The organism is Tangfeifania sp. (genome assembly GCF_055108615.1).
This window is the reverse complement of the sequence record NZ_JBSQIC010000081.1, coordinates 1-17,161: the sequence shown is the minus strand read 5'-3', so window position 1 is coordinate 17,161 and position 17,161 is coordinate 1. Positions and strand designations below refer to the sequence as shown.

Annotated in this window: 19 protein-coding genes; 5 read left to right on the top strand and 14 right to left on the bottom strand. The window is 41.7% G+C overall.

Annotation, left to right across the window (positions count from 1 at the left end; translation table 11 throughout):
- Positions 1 to 309: 309 nt before the first annotated feature.
- Together ACTCNA_RS14660 and ACTCNA_RS14655 are read left to right on the top strand one after the other, a co-directional pair.
- Positions 310 to 1,038 (top strand): polyprenol monophosphomannose synthase, encoded by a 729-nt coding sequence (locus ACTCNA_RS14660; protein WP_462948678.1) that lies wholly within the window; start codon positions 310 to 312, stop codon positions 1,036 to 1,038.
- A gap of 74 nt (positions 1,039 to 1,112) precedes the next feature.
- The gene (locus ACTCNA_RS14655; RefSeq protein ID WP_462948677.1) at positions 1,113 to 2,456 is read left to right on the top strand and encodes a dihydroorotase; all 1,344 of its coding nucleotides are present in this window, start codon (positions 1,113 to 1,115) and stop codon (positions 2,454 to 2,456) included.
- A 53-nt stretch (positions 2,457 to 2,509) separates the two neighbouring features.
- On the opposite strand, the gene ACTCNA_RS14650 is transcribed toward ACTCNA_RS14655, so the two are convergent.
- The 8 genes from ACTCNA_RS14650 to ACTCNA_RS14615 form a co-directional block, all read right to left on the bottom strand.
- Positions 2,510 to 3,334: a patatin-like phospholipase family protein gene (locus tag ACTCNA_RS14650; RefSeq protein ID WP_462948676.1), complete on the bottom strand. Its 825-nt coding sequence runs from the start codon at positions 3,332 to 3,334 to the stop codon at positions 2,510 to 2,512.
- Positions 3,335 to 3,442: 108 nt separating this feature from the next.
- Positions 3,443 to 3,715 carry a thermonuclease family protein gene (locus ACTCNA_RS14645; protein WP_462948675.1) on the bottom strand — a complete coding sequence of 91 codons (273 nt, stop codon included), beginning with the start codon at positions 3,713 to 3,715 and terminating at the stop codon, positions 3,443 to 3,445.
- A 250-nt stretch (positions 3,716 to 3,965) separates the two neighbouring features.
- The gene (nqrF, locus tag ACTCNA_RS14640; RefSeq protein ID WP_462948674.1) at positions 3,966 to 5,228 is read right to left on the bottom strand and encodes an NADH:ubiquinone reductase (Na(+)-transporting) subunit F; all 1,263 of its coding nucleotides are present in this window, start codon (positions 5,226 to 5,228) and stop codon (positions 3,966 to 3,968) included.
- 18 nt (positions 5,229 to 5,246) lie between these two features.
- Positions 5,247 to 5,864 carry an NADH:ubiquinone reductase (Na(+)-transporting) subunit E gene (nqrE, locus tag ACTCNA_RS14635; RefSeq protein ID WP_462948673.1) on the bottom strand — a complete coding sequence of 206 codons (618 nt, stop codon included), beginning with the start codon at positions 5,862 to 5,864 and terminating at the stop codon, positions 5,247 to 5,249.
- A 20-nt stretch (positions 5,865 to 5,884) separates the two neighbouring features.
- The gene (locus tag ACTCNA_RS14630; RefSeq protein ID WP_462948672.1) at positions 5,885 to 6,529 is read right to left on the bottom strand and encodes an NADH:ubiquinone reductase (Na(+)-transporting) subunit D; all 645 of its coding nucleotides are present in this window, start codon (positions 6,527 to 6,529) and stop codon (positions 5,885 to 5,887) included.
- A gap of 3 nt (positions 6,530 to 6,532) precedes the next feature.
- Positions 6,533 to 7,234: an NADH:ubiquinone reductase (Na(+)-transporting) subunit C gene (gene nqrC / locus ACTCNA_RS14625; protein WP_462948671.1), complete on the bottom strand. Its 702-nt coding sequence runs from the start codon at positions 7,232 to 7,234 to the stop codon at positions 6,533 to 6,535.
- A 17-nt stretch (positions 7,235 to 7,251) separates the two neighbouring features.
- A complete protein-coding gene (locus tag ACTCNA_RS14620) occupies positions 7,252 to 8,409 on the bottom strand; it encodes an NADH:ubiquinone reductase (Na(+)-transporting) subunit B (RefSeq protein ID WP_462948670.1) in 1,158 nt (385 codons plus the stop codon).
- A 33-nt stretch (positions 8,410 to 8,442) separates the two neighbouring features.
- A complete protein-coding gene (locus tag ACTCNA_RS14615; protein WP_462948669.1) occupies positions 8,443 to 9,789 on the bottom strand; it encodes a Na(+)-translocating NADH-quinone reductase subunit A in 1,347 nt (448 codons plus the stop codon).
- A gap of 327 nt (positions 9,790 to 10,116) precedes the next feature.
- Between ACTCNA_RS14615 and ACTCNA_RS14610 the strand changes: the two genes are divergently transcribed.
- Positions 10,117 to 11,406 (top strand): type IX secretion system plug protein, encoded by a 1,290-nt coding sequence (locus tag ACTCNA_RS14610; RefSeq protein WP_462948668.1) that lies wholly within the window; start codon positions 10,117 to 10,119, stop codon positions 11,404 to 11,406.
- Between the two features lie 148 nt (positions 11,407 to 11,554).
- Here the strand turns inward: ACTCNA_RS14610 and ACTCNA_RS14605 are convergent, their stop codons facing one another.
- From ACTCNA_RS14605 to ACTCNA_RS14590, 4 genes are all read right to left on the bottom strand, one after another.
- Positions 11,555 to 11,770 (bottom strand): VOC family protein, encoded by a 216-nt coding sequence (locus ACTCNA_RS14605; RefSeq protein WP_462948667.1) that lies wholly within the window; start codon positions 11,768 to 11,770, stop codon positions 11,555 to 11,557.
- A 98-nt stretch (positions 11,771 to 11,868) separates the two neighbouring features.
- Positions 11,869 to 12,525 carry a CPBP family intramembrane glutamic endopeptidase gene (locus ACTCNA_RS14600; RefSeq protein WP_462948666.1) on the bottom strand — a complete coding sequence of 219 codons (657 nt, stop codon included), beginning with the start codon at positions 12,523 to 12,525 and terminating at the stop codon, positions 11,869 to 11,871.
- 221 nt (positions 12,526 to 12,746) lie between these two features.
- Entirely contained in the window at positions 12,747 to 13,751 is a 1,005-nt protein-coding gene (locus ACTCNA_RS14595; protein WP_462948665.1) for a glycoside hydrolase family 43 protein, read from the bottom strand.
- 87 nt (positions 13,752 to 13,838) lie between these two features.
- The gene (locus tag ACTCNA_RS14590) at positions 13,839 to 14,147 is read right to left on the bottom strand and encodes a winged helix-turn-helix transcriptional regulator (RefSeq protein ID WP_462948664.1); all 309 of its coding nucleotides are present in this window, start codon (positions 14,145 to 14,147) and stop codon (positions 13,839 to 13,841) included.
- Here ACTCNA_RS14590 and ACTCNA_RS14585 point away from each other — a divergent pair.
- Positions 14,105 to 14,308 (top strand): hypothetical protein, encoded by a 204-nt coding sequence (locus ACTCNA_RS14585; protein ID WP_462948680.1) that lies wholly within the window; start codon positions 14,105 to 14,107, stop codon positions 14,306 to 14,308. The two genes, ACTCNA_RS14590 and ACTCNA_RS14585, sit on opposite strands and share 43 nt — an antisense overlap.
- An 80-nt stretch (positions 14,309 to 14,388) precedes the next feature.
- Positions 14,389 to 15,360, top strand: coding sequence for a zinc-binding alcohol dehydrogenase family protein (locus tag ACTCNA_RS14580; RefSeq protein WP_462948663.1), 972 nt, complete (start codon positions 14,389 to 14,391; stop codon positions 15,358 to 15,360).
- A 451-nt stretch (positions 15,361 to 15,811) separates the two neighbouring features.
- Here ACTCNA_RS14580 and ACTCNA_RS14575 read toward each other — a convergent pair whose 3' ends face one another.
- Together ACTCNA_RS14575 and ACTCNA_RS14570 are read right to left on the bottom strand one after the other, a co-directional pair.
- On the bottom strand, positions 15,812 to 16,300 hold the full coding sequence (locus ACTCNA_RS14575; RefSeq protein WP_462948662.1) for a cupin domain-containing protein: 489 nt from the start codon (positions 16,298 to 16,300) through the stop codon (positions 15,812 to 15,814).
- Between the two features lie 243 nt (positions 16,301 to 16,543).
- On the bottom strand, positions 16,544 to 17,161 hold a 618-nt coding region (locus ACTCNA_RS14570; protein WP_462948661.1), incomplete at its 5' end, for a carboxymuconolactone decarboxylase family protein.

Below are 17,161 nucleotides of genomic sequence, written 5' to 3'. Positions count from 1 at the left end.
TCCGTTACAATGAACTTCGCTGTATTTAGCGGCTGCAAATGTAAACCCCTTTTTATTCCCTGCAAATTATTTTTATCCATTTTTTTGACTTTTTTGAAGACGTTGTACTAAATGATTTAAAATCAGCAATAAAATTAAAATCGCAAATGTTAAGTTTTTGAGAAGGGCAGTGCAACTTCAATCCAAAATTCAATTGCCATGTTAAAAAGTTAGCCTACCGAACTGTCAGATTATGGTATTATAGTATAATGTATTGTTGTAAGTTGTAAAAAGTGTAAATTCACATTTTATACTTTAAACAGAATTAATGTGTCGAAGAACCTGGTAATTATTCCAACTTACAACGAAAAGGAAAACATTGAAAAGATGGTGCGAAAGGTATTTTCATTATCTACTCCTTTTCATCTTTTAATAGTTGAAGACAACTCTCCAGACGGGACTGCAGCGATTGTGAAAAAACTGCAAACAGAATTCCCTGAACAGTTACATATTCTGGAACGCAAAGGAAAACTAGGGTTGGGAACCGCTTACATTGCCGGATTCAATTGGGCGCTGGAACATGATTATGAATACATTTTTGAAATGGACTGCGACTTTTCGCACAGTCCCGACGACCTGGAACGGCTTTATAAAGCAGCGATTAACGGTGCTGATTTAGCCATCGGTTCGCGCTACATTTCTGGAATAAATGTTATAAATTGGCCACTTGGCAGGGTATTAATGTCGTATTTTGCATCGATGTACGTACGAATTGTAACTGGCATGAAAATAATGGATACCACTGCAGGTTTCAAATGTTACCGGCGCAAAGTGCTCGAAACCATCGATTTTGAGAAAATTAAGCTAATTGGATACGGCTTTCAGATTGAAATGAAATTCACCGCCTGGAAGTTCGGGTTCAACATTGTGGAAGTACCCATTGTGTTTACTGACCGCAAAGAAGGCACTTCGAAAATGAGCGGTGGAATTTTTAACGAAGCGCTTTGGGGCGTGATGAAAATGAAAATCAGGAGCTGGTTCAGGGAGTATAAACAGTAGGCAGTTGGCAAAATAAAGTTGACAATAGGCAAAAAGCAATTGGCAAAAACAATGCAATTTCAAAAAGCTACAGAATGAAAAAACTTATTAAAGACGCAACAATAATCAATGAAGGATTAAAATTTAAGGGAAGTGTTTTAATCGATGCCGATAAAATTGAACGTGTTTTTCCGCACATTACACCTTCTGATTTCGATTTCAAAAATGTTGAGATTATTGAAGCTTCCGGCCTTTACCTGATTCCAGGTGTAATTGACGACCAGGTCCATTTTCGCGAGCCGGGCCTTACCCACAAAGGGGAGATTGCCAGCGAAAGCCGGGCTGCTGTTGCCGGTGGAGTAACTTCTTTTATGGAAATGCCCAATACCAACCCGCAAGCCGTAACACAGGAATTGATAGAAAAGAAATACCTGCGTGCTGCCGAAGTTTCGCCGGCCAACTATTCATTTTACATGGGAGCCACAAACGATAACCTGGAAGAAGTACTGAAAACAGATCCTTCGAAAGTATGCGGAATTAAGGTTTTTATGGGCTCTTCTACAGGCAACATGCTGGTTGACGACGAAAAAACGTTATCGGAAATTTTTAAAAATGCACCAACACTGGTTGCCACCCACTGCGAAGATGAAAAAACGATTCAGCAAAATAGTAAAACAGCCCGTGAAAAATATGGTGAAAATGTTCCCATCGCAGAACATGCCCGAATAAGAAGCGATGAAGCATGTTACAAGTCCTCGGCAAAGGCGGTTGAGCTGGCTTTGAAATTCGACACACGACTTCACATTCTTCACCTTTCTACTGCAAAAGAGATGGACCTCTTTTCTTCCGGTGCGGTAAAAGATAAAAATATTACCGCCGAAGTTTGCGTTCATCACTTGTGGTTTGACGAGCGGGATTACAATAATAAAGGAACCTTTATAAAATGGAATCCGGCCATTAAAACGGCAAAAGACAAGGAGGCGCTTTGGGAAGCTTTACTGTCGGATAAAATTGATGTAATTGCCACCGACCACGCCCCGCATACCCGCGAGGAAAAAAACAACACCTATTTTAAAGCGCCGTCGGGCGGGCCGCTGGTGCAACACTCGCTGGTGGCTATGCTCGAGATGAGCAACAAAGGCGTAATTCCCATTGAAAAGGTCATTCAGAAAATGTGCCATGCGCCGGCCGACCTGTTTCGCATCGACCGCCGGGGGTACATCCGCGAAGGCTTTTTTGCCGACCTGGTTCTTGTCGATCCGGGCAAAAGCTGGGTTGTTTCTCCGAAAAATATTCTTTACAAATGTGGCTGGTCGCCGTTTGAAGGCCAGGAATTTTCGCATCAGGTTGTTTCCACTTTTGTGAACGGCCAGGAAGTATATAAAAACGGGGAAGTAAAAGATGGATTATTTGGGCAGCGGCTGAAATTTTTGGGTTGATATTATTAGAAATTTTTTTCGCATTCAATGAAAAATCTTCCTAAACTAAGCCATCAACTATTATTCTTTTTCAACTCCATCACCTTCTCCAGGTTAATTGATTCAAACAATCTCAAAATTTGTTTTTCGGTTTCATCATAACCGAACCGGTAAATTTCTTCAGCTTTATTGAAAGCAAAAGTGCTGTAATTGCGGGCTTCGGGTGGCTCAATCACAAAATCGCATATTTGTTTGCTTTTTTCCACATTTTGCGAAATCCCCAGCCGGAAAGCGCGTTCAGCAATGGTTTTTAATCCTTTAATTTTTCCCTCAGGGCCGTTATGATTAACATGAACGCCTATAAGCACCTGGCATTTGTCGCGAATGGCTTCTGCAGGCAGGTTATTCAGCAAACCACCATCGACATAGGTTTGGCCATCTATTACCTGTGGTTCAAAAACCACAGGAATAGAAGAAGAAGCCACTACCCACCGGAATAATTCTCCTTCCGATTTTATCTCTTCCAGTCCGCTGTTCAAATTGGTTACTGCACAGTAAAATGGCACTTTCAGCGACGAAAAATCATCTTCCCCGATTATTTCTCTCATCGCTGCTTTCACTTTACGCATATCAATTAAACCGCTGAAAGGCATGTGCCAGTTCACCATCCGGTGAAATTTGCGCTCCAGCATTATTTTAAGCAAATCGTTGGGCGAATAGCCTGCAGCATAAAAAACCCCAACAATTGCCCCCATGCTGGTGCCCGATACTACCCCGGGGGTAATCCCGTATTTTTCCAACGCTTCCAAAACGCCAATGTGTGCAATTCCGCGGGCACCTCCGCCGCTCAGGGCAATTCCGAATTTAGGGAGGTCTTTTTTAAATGAGGTTAACTTCATTCCTGATTAATTATTGCCACTGGCATTATTTAATTATTACAAATTCTCTAAAAATTTTCTTTATCAATAATCTCAAAGATACGAAAAACCAGAATTCCTGAATATTAATCAATGTGTGAATCTGTTTCCCGTCATACGGCTCTTGTTATACAAATCTATACGCTTTATCAACATAATCCAATCTGCCACAGACTGGGAAATTGTTCCAGCAATTCCGCGCCGGTGTTCATCGGAATCTTTTTTCACGGAGTAAACTTCGGGGGTGTCAATGCCTGCCAGTCGTATGCGCTGATGGGTAGTAATTTTAAATCCCAAATCTATCGTCACGTCAATGGTATCACCATCAACTACGCGTTCTGCTTTTGCTTTGTACTGATACATAATTATATTTCCTGATAAAAATTGCTGAAACAAGTTACAAAAAAAGAATCTTCTGAATATGATAGATAAACCGTTTTCTGGAGAAGAAATCGCAATAAAAGCAACTCACGTCCCTTTTATAAAACAAAAAACCACTCCTTTTCAGAGATGGTTTTTAATATATCATTAGCGTTTTAAATCGCGAGATTCCCCGCTTTGACCCGGGATTAGTTCAACCAACTTAATGATTTTGACTTGAAAATCATAGTCACTAACTGCCAAAGTCATCGAACATGACATTTTCGTCAGGAACGCCCAGGTTGTAAAGCATTTTCTGACAGGCATCGTTCATCATTGGCGGGCCGCACATGTAGTAATCAATTTCTTCGGGCTCTTCATGGTTACTCAGGTAATCATCGTAAATCACCTGGTGTATAAATCCGGTGGGGCCGTCCCAGTTATCTTCCGGTTGCGGCTCTGACAGCGCAAGATGGAATGAAAAATTATCGTATTCTCTCTCTATATCGCGGAACTGATCGTAATAGAAAACTTCTTTCCATGAACGGGCTCCGTACCAGAATGTGATTTTTTTGTCTCTCGTTTTAAGGGTGTGGAACAGGTGGAAAAGGTGCGAGCGCATGGGCGCCATTCCGGCACCACCACCAATAAACATCATTTCGTTGTCGTTATCTTTCAGGAAAAACTCCCCGTAAGGACCTGAAATAGTTACTTTATCGCCTGGTTTGCGTGAGAATATATAAGAAGAGCAAATCCCCGGGTTCACCTTTTTAAATCCGTTGTTGGCACGGTCCCACGGTGGTGTGGCAATACGGATGTTCAGCATGATGATATTTCCTTCGGCAGGGTGATTGGCCATGGAATAAGCCCTGAACGTTGGCTCCGGATTTTTCATTTTCAGGTCAAACATTCCAAAGCTTTCCCAGTCCTTTAGGTATTTCTCATCCACTTCAATGTCTTTAAAATCGACTTCCACTTTAGGAACGTCAATCTGTATGTAACCGCCCGATTTAAAATTAAGGTTTTCACCTTCCGGAAGCTTAACTACAAATTCTTTAATAAATGTAGCCACGTTTTTGTTGGACACCACTTCGCATTCCCACTTTTTAACGCCCAAAACTTCTTTCGGAACTTCAATCTTCAAATCTTCCTTTACTTTCACCTGACAGGCCAGGCGCCAGTTTTCGTTTTGTTCTTTACGGGTAAAGAAGTCGGTTTCGGTAGGCAGAATTGAGCCAGCCCCTTCGTGAATCTGACAACGGCACATACCGCAGGTTCCACCTCCACCACAAGCCGACGGAAGTAATAATTTATTATTGCTTAAAGTGGAAAGAAGTGTACTCCCAGGTTCGGTTATTATTTCGCGCTCACCTTCATTTATGTCAATTTTAACTTCACCCGAAGGGGTCAGTTTTTTCTTGGCAAAAAGCAGGATGGCAACCAGCAGGATTATAATCCCCAGAAAAACCGCCACACTGGCAATTACAACGGTTGTTTGTGTTGATAACAATAGCATTGAAATTGGTTTTATATTTTACAATTTAATTCCCATGAAGCCCATGAAAGCAAGCCCCATTAAACCAGTTATAATAAATGTAATACCCAGTCCGCGCAGCGGCACCGGTACATTTGAATACTGAATTTTTTCACGGATGGCTGCAATACCTACAATTGCCAGGAACCAGCCAACGCCGGAGCCTAAACCGTAAGTGGTAGCTTCGCCAATATTCAGGAAAGCTTTTTGCTGCATAAACAACGAACCACCGAGAATTGCACAGTTTACAGCAATCAGCGGCAGAAAAATTCCCAGTTGACTGTAAAGAACGGGGGCAAATTTTTCAACTACCATCTCAACCAGCTGCACCATTGATGCAATAACTGCAATAAACAGGATGAATGACAAAAAACTGAGATCCACACTGGCAAAAGCGGGGCTAATCCAGGTCAAAGCACCTTCCTGTAATACATAGTTTTCAATCAGGTAGTTTACCGGTACCGTGATTCCGAGAACAAAAATTACGGCAATTCCCAAACCGGTAGCTGTTTTAACCGTTTTGGAAACGGCCAGGTAAGAACACATGCCCAGGAAATAGGCAAAAACCATGTTCTCAATAAAAATCGACTTGATAAAAATATTAATCAGATTTTCCATAATTCATTTCCTTTTGGCGGTTAATCTTCAATTAACTTACGGTTTTTACTACGCTGAACCCAGATAATTATTCCCACGGTGATAAGTGCCATTGGCGGTAAAATCATCATTCCGTTGTTTTCGTAAAATCCTCCGTTGGCGATGTACCAGCTGTCGGGGATAATCTGGAATCCATAAATAGATCCTGAACCAAAAAGTTCGCGTACGGAACCAACAATAATCAGGATTACGCCGTACCCCGCGGCATTCCCAACTCCATCGAGAAACGACTGCCAGGGACGGTTCCCCAGGGCAAATGCCTCGAGGCGGCCCATAATAATACAGTTGGTAATTATTAATCCCACAAATACAGAGAGTTGTTTACTTACATCGTAAACAAATGCTTTCAACACCTGGTCCACAAGAATTACCAGCGAGGCAATTATTACCAACTGCACGATAATCCGGATGCGGTTTGGAATTGTATTTCGCAACAATGAAATAATCACGTTTGACAGCGCCATTACGGCAACTACTGAAAGTGCCATCACCACCGAGGGTTTTAGCTGCGCTGTTACCGCCAAAGCCGAACAAATACCCAGCACCTGAACTGTAATCGGGTTGCTGTTGTTAATTGGATCGGAAAGCAGTTTTAAATTTTTTCTTGAAAATAATGGTTCGCTCATTGCTTATGACTTTTTCTTCTTTAGAAATTCACTGTAACTCTGAAAATCGGTAAGGAGCATTTTTTCCAGTCCTTTACTGGTGATTGTACCACCCGAAATGCCATCAACCTTATGTTCTTCGGGAGCATCCTGACCGGCTTTTGTAATGGTAAGTGAAACCAGTTCCCCCTGTTCATTAAAAATTTTCTTTCCATTAAAAGCAGCCTGAAACCAGTCGGTGGCAATTTCAGCACCTAATCCGGGTGTTTCTCCCTGGTGATCGAAATTGGCCCCGTAAATGGTATTCATATCCGAATCGAGGGAAACGAATCCCCAGATTGGCCCCCACAAACCAGAGCCACGCATCGGAAAAATGTATTTCAATCCTTCTTCGGTCTGGCATTCGTAAACGGGTAAAAGGCGATCTTCCAATGGTTTGGCCTGTTGCTTTTTCAAATCAATTTCAAAAGCATCTTCTCCTTCCACCACTTCACCTTTTGCATTTACCACATACTGATTTTGGATTCTTTCGGCATAAATTTCCTCTGCATTTTCAACTGTGCTTTCAATATTCACCGAAGCAAGGATATTTTGTTTCTTCTCTACCTCGATGTTTTTATTCTGAAGCGGGCGCAGGGCCATCGCCACCGAGGCAAGAATGGCAGCAACCAGGATTACCATGCCTGCTGCATAAATAAATGTATATGTATTACTGTTCCTGTCCATAATTTTAATTTTTTCGGTTAAGCAGCAACTTTGGCCCTTTTCATTCGACGTTTGATATGCCCCTGAACAACGTAATGGTCAATTAAAGGAGCAAAAGTATTCATCAATAAAATGGCCAGCATCATTCCCTCGGGATAAGCGGGATTCAACACACGTATTAAAATGGCGATAACGCCGATAAGAAAACCGTAAATCCATTTTCCCCTGTTCGTTTGTGCGCCCGAAACGGGGTCGGTGGCCATAAAAACAGCGCCGAACATAAAACCGCCAAGCACCATGTGATGCCAGAACGGAATTTCCATAAATGGATTTACCGCGAAAATATTCAGCAGTATTCCCATAAAAAGCCCGCCGGCCACTGTGGAGAGCATGATTTTCCAGTTGCCTATTCCTGTAACCAGTAAAACTACGGCCCCGAGTAAAATCGCTAGTGTGGATGTTTCACCAATCGACCCAGGAATAAATCCGAAAAAAGCATCGGAAACGGTGTAAGTAATGTTTCCGGCTGCAGCATCGGCCATCGGGGTGGCTCCTGTAAAGCCATCAATTGTTTGTGCATTCTGGCTTAACGAATACCAAACGGAGTTACCCGACATTTGCGCGGGATAGGCAAAAAACAGGAAGGCACGTGCCAGCAAAGCCGGGTTCCAGATGTTCATGCCTGTTCCGCCAAAAACTTCTTTCCCGAAAATAACGGCAAAAGCAGTTGCAATGGCAATCATCCAAAGCGGGGTTTCTATGGGCATAACCAGCGGTATAAGCATTCCGGAAACCAGAAATCCTTCGTTGATTTCGTGACCGCGGATTTGGGCAAAAACAAACTCAATGCCCAACCCCACCACATACGATACAATAACTACAGGTAATACTTTGAGCAGGCCGTAAAGGAAAATATCAAAAAATCCTGTTGAAGCCAGTTCTCCTATCACCTTAAAGTGCTGGTGCCCCACGTTATACATGCCAAAAAGCAATGAAGGAATGAGCGCCAGCACTACTATTGACATTGTACGTTTCAGGTCGATATAATCGTGAATATGTGTACCGTTTTTCGATGTTTTTTTCGGCACAAAAAGAAACGTAAAGAAACCATCGTGTACTGAATGAAGCCAGTGGTATTTTGCCCCTTTCTGTACGTATGGCTCTGTTTTTTCAAAAAAGTTCTTCAAAAAATTCATTGTAAATCAGACTAAAATTGTTACCTGCAATTATTATCCAAGCTCTTTAATCATGGTATTAATTCCGTTGCGTAAATTATCCTGCCACTTGATTTTTGAGGTGCAGACAAATTCACACAACGCAACATCTTCTTCAATTACTTCATAAATACCCAGTTGCTCCATTTTATCAATGTCGTTGGCTATAATGGCTTTCATCAGGAACACCGGTAAAATATCCATCGGCATTACTTTATCGTACTGGTCGGTAAGTACAAATGCGCGTTCGCCGCCATGCAGGTTGGCATTAAATTCATACTCTTTCTTTGGAAATAATTTTGAAAGAAATGTATTTGATGCACTGAATTTGTCAACTCCGGGTGTAGCCCATCCCAGCAATTCATAATCATCGCCTTCCGGAATAACACTGACCAAAGTATCGTAAAAACCAAGGTAGTTTTGCGGTTTTACACGCGTTCCGGTCAGTACATTACCGCTGATAATGCGTTGTTTGTAATCCGCTTTCTTGAGGCGGCCATCGGTAATTGAAGCAACAGGAGCTCCCAGTACAGTTTGGTAATACTTTGGCGTTTCCACCTCTGAACCTGCCAGCGCAAAAACCCTTGTAAAATCAACTTTTCCGTTTTCAAACAAACGGCCAATAAACAGGACATCCTGCACATTCACGGTCCAAACCACCTCACCCCTTATTACAGGAGAAACGTGATGAATTTGAACCCCCACATTACCTGCCGGGTGTGGCCCTGAGAACTGGTGGGTCTTAACATTTTTCACATTGGCAAAAGGGGAATCTCCGTTCACGCCCAAATGTACATCTCCTTCGGTGAGCCTATTAAGCGCATCGATACCTTTCTGGAATGTTTCCATCTGGTTTTTCAGAACGAAACTGTTATCGGGTGCCAATGGCGCAGTGTCGAAAGTTGAAACAAAAATGGCCCGTGGTTTTTTATCGGGCGATGGAATTATTCCGTAGGGACGCTGCCTTATAAACGGCCAAAGCCCACTTTTTAAAAGTTGTTCCTTAATTTCATCCGCAGATAATTTTTTCGGATCACCCTTTTTAAAAGCTACTTTGCCAGCATCTTTATCCACCTCAACTACTACTTCCAGAATTTTTCGCCGTTCGCCACGGTTAACTGATTTTACCTCTCCGCCCAACGGAGCTGTATAAAGTATTTCGGGATGGTATTTGTCGTAAAACAACGCATCGCCGGCTTTAACTTTATGGCCCGGCTTAACACTTAATTTTGGAGTAAGTCCCGGAAAATCAGTTGGCTTTAAAGCCACTGTGGCAGGAACAGGCAGTTTTTCGAGCGCCTTTTCGGCACCACCCTTAAGCTTTATATTCAGCCCTTTCCTTAACTTAATAACTTCTGACATTTTAATCAAGAATAGTATTTTTCAGGTTGGCAAAAGTAAATAATTAATTGTCTTTACGCAATCTTAGTAATGGAAAAATCAAAGGTTCAAAATATACAAATAAGTCAATATGTTTATTAATTTGTATCAACCTTATTAACCATATTAAATTCAGGTATAAAAAAACCTGATCTTTCCAGATTAAATTTACAATAATAAACGTTGGAATACTGTGAGTGTTTATAAAAAGTTGCTGTTCTGGAACAATAATTGACTTAATTTTGAGATAAAAATTGTAAGTGTATTTTTACTGAAAATATTGCATTCCCACCAAAAATAGTTATTGCAATGACAAATAAATATTTTATCATCCTATTATTCCTGATTGGGTTTATTAGTGGACTATCGGCCCAGGAAGGAAATTTTTATTACGAAAACGCGGTTTACGATGAAAATATTAAAACGGTATTAATGCACCGCGATGGTTTTGAGCTATCCAACCCTGTTTACGAAATAGGCGAATCCACCCAACTTGTTTTAAAATTCGACGATTTGTCGGGTGAAGTGAAAAACTATAATTACACCATAATTCATTGTGATGCCGACTGGAATGAAAGCTACATCCCGCAAACGGACTACCTCGAGGGTTTTGCTGAAAATCCGCTGGATGATTATGCCCGGTCGTTTAATACCTCGTTCGATTATATCAATTATCGTCTTTTTCTGCCCAATGATGATGTAGATTTTAACTATTCGGGAAATTATGCTCTTGTGGTTTATGAAGGTGCCAATAAGGAAAATATTGTACTGAGCAAACGTTTCTACGTGGTTGAACCGCTGGTTGATGTGGAAGGCACCGTACGCCGGGCAACGCTCGATGCGTTCCGAGGCGAAAACCAAGAAGTGGATTTCACTATCCTTCACGAAAACCTAAACATTGAAAATCCGAACGAAGAAGTGAAGGTTGTTATTATGCAGAACAACCGGTGGGACAATGCCATTCGCAATTTGAAACCGCTTTTTATCCGCGACCGCTCGCTCGTGTATGACTACAACCGTGAGAATGTTTTTGTAGCCGGAAACGAATTTCGGTATTTCGACAACCGCACCAACCGCGTGGAAGGAGAGAATGTGCTGTCAACCGATTTTCACCGGCCCTATTTCCATAAAACGCTGATGACTGATGAGCCGCGTGCCAACAAAAAGTATTTTGAATACGAGGAAATGAACGGAAAATATGTGGTGGAAAGCCAGGACCGCGAAGTGGAAGACTTCGACACCGAATGCGATTATACTTTTGTGCATTTCTCATTGCCGCTGGAATCGATACTTTTGGGAGGTTCGGTGAATGTTTTTGGCGCATTAAGCAACTGGAACGCCAATAAAAGCAATGAAATGACCTGGAATTTCGATACCAGCGCCTACGAGCTCACCCTGCTGCTGAAACAGGGATATTACAACTACATGTACGTTTATGTTCCGCGGGGTTCAGCCGTGGCCGACCATAAAAACATTGAAGGCAGTTTCTGGGAAACTGAAAACGATTACCAGATTTTTGTGTACTACCACGAAATGGGCTCGCGCTACGACCGGCTGGTGGGTTACCAGCAGCTAAATTCCATGACGAGCAGGAGGTGACCTGATTTTTGCAGTTAATGAAAATAATCAGAATAAGGTTCACAATTCGCAAAATACCGGCTGGGTGTCATTCCTGAAATTTTAAAAAAATCGTTGCTCATGTGCGACTGATCGTAATAAACACATTTGTAGGTTAGTCCGGTAAGGTTTAGTTTTTTGTCCCTCGATTTTTCATCAACCACATTTTGAAACCGGGTGCAAAAGAGATGGCTCCCTCATCGTTGGGCAGGCTGGCCATTTTTTCGGTGCCCCACCAGTCCATGGGTTCCAGTCCCCAGCCAAAAACCGAATTGTAAAACTGCACGGCGCGCTCAAAATTTTCTGCCGGGATTTCTACCCAGCGAATCAGTTTGTTTGTTTTCATGACTTTTAACGGATTTTAAATTGATTGACACTGCAAATGTATTTGCATGGGGAAAGATAAAATTGGAAAAATGCGACATGTTTAAATTCTCCCATGAATTATTTCAAATACTGCATCATGTCGAGCCAGAAATGTTGCCCCAGCCCAACGGTAAATATCAGCCATCCCAAAATTCCATGAATTATTCCGGTAAAAAGTACGCTTTTGGTTTTGTTGTAAAGCCAGGCAAAGTAAACTCCGCCAATGAGTGTCATTATTAACGAAAGCCAGCTAAAATAAACGATGTGCACAAAACTGAATGTGATTCCACTTGCCAGAATGATAATCCATCTTTTCTGAAAAAGCGGACGGTAGCGCATAAACAGAAATTTGCGGTAAACTATTTCCTGCTGGTACGCTGAAAAAACCGGGTAAAAAGCCAGCATAGCCAACCAGATTGCCGGATTTCCATTTGGAAGATTAAATAGGTTTTCCGGGTCAAAAAGCAAAACGAACATTAGAAGAAAAATACCTGTTAGCATTACAATTAGTAACTGCTGCACCCACATTTTACTTGAAATACCAAGCCGGATTAAATCATGCCACCGAAATTCCTTTTGTTTGCGGAAATAGAAAATCAGGGCAACCAAAATGGGCAAAAGAATGGAACTGGGGTGAATGATGTCACCATCGAAGAACAAAAAAAGAGGCACACCAAAAAACAGAATAATAAATTCTGCTGCCAAAAGTATGTTCCTTCTTTTTCTGTTCATCATTCAGTTTCATCATTCAACTGCAAAAATAACAAATGATTGATATTATCGTTTATTGAAACGCCGGTTCATTTTATGTTCACCGTTAATTAAAATCTCCATCACATATCGGCCTTCTTACAAAGCCAGTGTATCAAGATACTGATTGACGGTTTCTGCGTTTCGGGCAGGTGTGAAAATCCGTATAATTTTGACTTTTACAAAAAGGTAGCATTCCGGCCTGGCTAATCCCCTTCGTTTTGCCTGAAATCGGGAAAGCCGCTTTCGGTCCAGCGAACAACCCGTGCGCGTGTGGCGCGGTTCGGATCAGAAAGTTCGTGCCCCTGAATTTCCTTGTAATCGCGGGCATGGTATATCATAATTACGGTTTTTCCATCGGCAGCGGTTGTAAATGAATTGTGCCCGGGACCAAACCGGTTTAAATCTTCATTGGTATAAAAAACAGGTCCCGGCGATTTATGCCAGTTGGAAACGTCCATCAAGTCATCATCCTCATCAATCCACAATAATCCCATGCAGTAATTATGATTGGTGGCGCTGGCTGAATAGGCCACGAAAATATTCCCGTTGCGTTTAATCACTGCCGGCCCTTCGTTCACGTTGTATTTCATGCGTTCCCAGTTGAACTCGGGCTCGGTTAAAACCACTTCCGGACCGGTCAGCGTGGTCGGATTTTTCATTTCAGACATAACCAGCGCCGTGCCGTGGTCGCCTCCCCTCACATTTTGTGCCCAAATCAAGTACCGTTTTCCCCGGTGTTCAAAAGTTGTGGCATCCAGCGAAAAAGATTCGCGCTGCGTTTTAATTTGTCCTTCTTCTTTCCATTCGCCTTGCATCGGGTCGTCCGAAGTGTTCGACAATACCCACATACGAATATTCCAGATATTTTCAGCTTCGCCGGCGGCAAAATAGATGTACCATGTTCCTTCAATGTGGTGCAGTTCAGGTGCCCAGATATGGTGCCCCATCACTCCTTTTTCGTGTTTGCGCCACACCACTTTTTCTGAAGCATTTTTCAAATCATTTATGCTGGATGCTTTTCGGATTACAATCCGGTCGTATTCCGGTACCGTGGCAATCAAATAATAGGTTCCATCGTCTGTTTTATACACCCACGGGTCGGCGCGATGTTCCGCGATGGGGTTGTCGAATGCAGGGGTTTGGGAAAAAGTATGGGATGGTAAAAAACAAAAGGCTGCTGCCACAATTAAAAAACTAACTAATTTCATAACAAAGCAAGTTTTTAAGTTCCTGAAAAAATAAAAAAAAATTAAATATGCGGAGTCAGTTAATTTGATTTTCGGAAGGAAAGAACATTATTTTGTTATTTCATCAAAATGTTCCAACGCCCAATCGACCATCATATCAACTGCGGGCATTAACTCTTTACCGGTTTTGGTAAGTTTGTATTCCACACGCGGAGGAATTTCAGGATACATTTTTCGGTTAATCAGTTTGTCTTGTTCCAACCGTTTCAAAGTGCTCGAAAGCATTTTTTGGGAAATGTCGGGAATAGCAGCTTTTAATTCCTTATACCTCATTATATCATTTCTGTTTAAAGTATTTAAAATTAAACTCGCTAGTGAACAAAGGAGGAGGTGCTTTTGGATACGGCGAACATACAAATCCCAAAAGATTAAAATATGGCAGTGATGTGGTAATTAAAAAGGAATGCTCCCTGCAAATCAATAATGATCCTACCATAAAGAATTATTTGCACGTTGTCCCTGGAACGCTTGGAGCGGAATTTGGAGCAGGGTTGTTTACCACAAAAAACAAACATTAGCATTTAAAATTGTTACATTTAAAAATATTTCAGAGTAAATTGGTTAAAAAAGTGCGAAAAATCTGTAATTAATAAAAACATTGAAAGCAGCCGTTATATATCAACCCGGTAGTCCTGATAATTTCATCATTGAAAAAAGGCCAGCCCCAGTACCTTCAGAAGGACAAGTTCTGATAAGTGTAAAAGCATTTGGATTAAACCGTTCTGAACTAATGACCCGAAAAGGGTTGTCGCCAAGCGTGACATTTCCAAGGGTATTGGGAATTGAATGCGTGGGCACAGTCGAAAACGATCCTTCCGGAGAACTACAAAAAGGACAAAAAGTTGCTGCTTCAATGGGGGAAATGGGCCGTTCGTTTGACGGGAGTTATGCTGAATATACCGTGCTCCCGAGAGAAATTATTACTCCTTTTGAAAGCACTTTACCCTGGTACGTTTTGGGCGCATTACCCGAGATGTTCCAAACAGCTTACGGCTCATTGCACCTTGCTTTGGAAATTCAGCCTGGCGAAAGCATTTTAATAAGAGGAGGTAGTTCCTCAGTGGGGCTTTTGGCAATAAAATTGGCTAAAAAAGCCGGGCTTAAAGTATACGCAAGCACCCGAAAACAGAAAAAAAAAGAATTTTTACTGAATAACGGAGCAGACAAAGTGATTATTGATAATGGCAATCTGGCACAAATAATATCAAAAAATAATTTTCAAATAAATAAGGTGCTCGAACTGGTGGGCACAAACACTTTACCCGATTCTTTGCACTGCGTGATTCCGGGTGGTACAGTTTGTATGACCGGAATGCTATCGGAACAATGGTCGATTGAAAATTTTGCACCCATGTATTATATTCCTTCCACAGTGCATCTCACTACCTTCCATTCCGGTCAAAGCAGGGTTGGCAAAAATTCATTTCAACAATTTCTTAACGATATTAAAAATGGTTCTATTAAAATAAATATACATCACGTTTTTTCACTTCATCAAATTAGTCATGCCCATCGCTTAATGGAAAGTGACAAAGCAAATGGAAAAATTGTGGTACTTACTAAAGATTAAAAATCATAAAATGGCTACCGGTGAAAGGGAAGGATTTTAGATAAAAAACAAATTAAAATGGAAAAAGCAATTGTCATACTTATCGTGTTCATAGGATTGATTTTTATCGAAACCAATGCTCAAAATAAAGTTGTACTTCTTGACATTTCTCAAGAGGTTAAATCTGAATACTTAAAAGTCAGTCCCGAAATCTTTCAAATTTACAAGGAGCATATACTGAACTCAATAATGGTGGCAAAGTAGCAGCTTTTGGCGAAACCATGGTGGGTTTATTTATCGGAGGAGTGAAATTTACCATGCCCGATGGCAATACCATAGTATGGAAAGGCGAGGACAACGAACAATTCATGAAAGAGCTTATTTCCTGAATGCTTGAAAGTTGGCAGAGTACGATTTCTTCGGAATGCAAGCCCAAAGCAAAAAGGGAAAAGCCTTTAGCGAGGTAGGAAGTTTATTGCACACTTTCGTACTCCTCATCCGCAACCGGCCCAATCCAGACCGCGCCACCTTCGTCGGTATTCAGACTGACGGCAATGTGCGCAAATTCGCTGTCGGGTGCAGCGCCATGCCAGTGAACTACGTTTCGCGGAATTTCTACTACATCGCCTGCACTTAACGGTTGGGCAGGCTCGCTTTTTGCCTGGTAATAACCTATACCGCTGGTTATAAAAAGCAGCTGACCTCCCGGATGCGAGTGCCAGTTGGTCCGGGCTTTAGGTGCAAAAGTTACATTGCCAAACCGCACATGAAGCGTGGAATCATCGGTGCCCATCATTTGCAGCCACACCGTTCCGGTGAAGTTTTCGCTGTTTAATTTTTCGCCTTTCGGAAAAACAGATTCATTTTGTTGGGTAGTTTCGGCTGGTTTTTTCTCTGTATTGCAAGCGGCAATCATGAATGCCAGAAAAACCAGAGTGGATATTAAAATTTTGTTTTTCATTGTTGTATCATTTAAATTTATCGAATAAATATTTTATAAAAAGTCTCAGGTTTTTGTTTTCAATTGTTTCGATGCCAGAGGTATCGAATGTTTATAGAAATGTTTGATAGTATCTGTGTTCGACCCCGGGCCGGGGTCGCATTGCAACTTATTACTTTTGTTCTATAAACATGTGAACCCTCCGGGTTCCATTCTTATCAAAAATCAGCTAAGTGCATAGTTCATTTCATTAAGAACATTCTTTTATTCCCTGTTTTCGAGAACTTCATTTAAAACGGCCTGCGCATTTTTGGCTGCCTTTTTACCGATAGTTGTTTTGATGATACCTGTAAATTCATTCAACTGTTCGAGAGTATATCCAAGATTGAGGCAAATGGCCAAATGCGAACGCAGCATGGGCTCAACTCCGCCAATACTGCTGAGTACTGAAACAGTAACCAGTTCGCGTTCAGCATACGTCAGAATATCACGGTCGAAAATATCGGCAAAAAGGTGTTCTTTCAGAAATATTTCGATTACAGGGGCAAAAGCCGCATAACCTCTTTGCGGTCCGTCCAACGGCCTTCCTATCAATGTTTCCAGGTTAGCTTTGCCCCGTTCGTATTTGCTGCGATTGTCGTTTACCGGCGAAGCTTCAGCGCCCGTTTCATCAATGATTTCTTTGGCTTTTCGCTCGTCAAGCACTTCTATAAAAGTTTGCAATCCACGGATGCTGCGCGGAAAACCGCAATACGCGTACAGATGGACGATTGCTTCTTTTATTTCATTGATGGTTAACCCGGCATCCAAGCCATCGTTCAGCGCCGTTTTAAGTTGTTCAAGCTCGCCGATTGCAGTGTAGGCTGCAATGGGGATAATTCG

What these genes read in the sequence shown, in the direction of transcription:
- ACTCNA_RS14655 (WP_462948677.1), top strand. Translation starts at nt 1,113, where the DNA reads ATGAAAAAACTTATTAAAGACGCAACAATAATCAATGAAGGATTAAAA.
- ACTCNA_RS14650 (WP_462948676.1), bottom strand. Translation starts at nt 3,334, where the DNA reads ATGAAGTTAACCTCATTTAAAAAAGACCTCCCTAAATTCGGAATTGCC.
- ACTCNA_RS14645 (WP_462948675.1), bottom strand. Translation starts at nt 3,715, where the DNA reads ATGTATCAGTACAAAGCAAAAGCAGAACGCGTAGTTGATGGTGATACC.
- nqrF (WP_462948674.1), bottom strand. Translation starts at nt 5,228, where the DNA reads ATGCTATTGTTATCAACACAAACAACCGTTGTAATTGCCAGTGTGGCG.
- nqrE (WP_462948673.1), bottom strand. Translation starts at nt 5,864, where the DNA reads ATGGAAAATCTGATTAATATTTTTATCAAGTCGATTTTTATTGAGAAC.
- ACTCNA_RS14630 (WP_462948672.1), bottom strand. Translation starts at nt 6,529, where the DNA reads ATGAGCGAACCATTATTTTCAAGAAAAAATTTAAAACTGCTTTCCGAT.
- nqrC (WP_462948671.1), bottom strand. Translation starts at nt 7,234, where the DNA reads ATGGACAGGAACAGTAATACATATACATTTATTTATGCAGCAGGCATG.
- ACTCNA_RS14620 (WP_462948670.1), bottom strand. Translation starts at nt 8,409, where the DNA reads ATGAATTTTTTGAAGAACTTTTTTGAAAAAACAGAGCCATACGTACAG.
- ACTCNA_RS14615 (WP_462948669.1), bottom strand. Translation starts at nt 9,789, where the DNA reads ATGTCAGAAGTTATTAAGTTAAGGAAAGGGCTGAATATAAAGCTTAAG.
- ACTCNA_RS14610 (WP_462948668.1), top strand. Translation starts at nt 10,117, where the DNA reads ATGACAAATAAATATTTTATCATCCTATTATTCCTGATTGGGTTTATT.
- ACTCNA_RS14605 (WP_462948667.1), bottom strand. Translation starts at nt 11,770, where the DNA reads ATGAAAACAAACAAACTGATTCGCTGGGTAGAAATCCCGGCAGAAAAT.
- ACTCNA_RS14600 (WP_462948666.1), bottom strand. Translation starts at nt 12,525, where the DNA reads ATGATGAACAGAAAAAGAAGGAACATACTTTTGGCAGCAGAATTTATT.
- ACTCNA_RS14595 (WP_462948665.1), bottom strand. Translation starts at nt 13,751, where the DNA reads ATGAAATTAGTTAGTTTTTTAATTGTGGCAGCAGCCTTTTGTTTTTTA.
- ACTCNA_RS14575 (WP_462948662.1), bottom strand. Translation starts at nt 16,300, where the DNA reads ATGAAAAACAAAATTTTAATATCCACTCTGGTTTTTCTGGCATTCATG.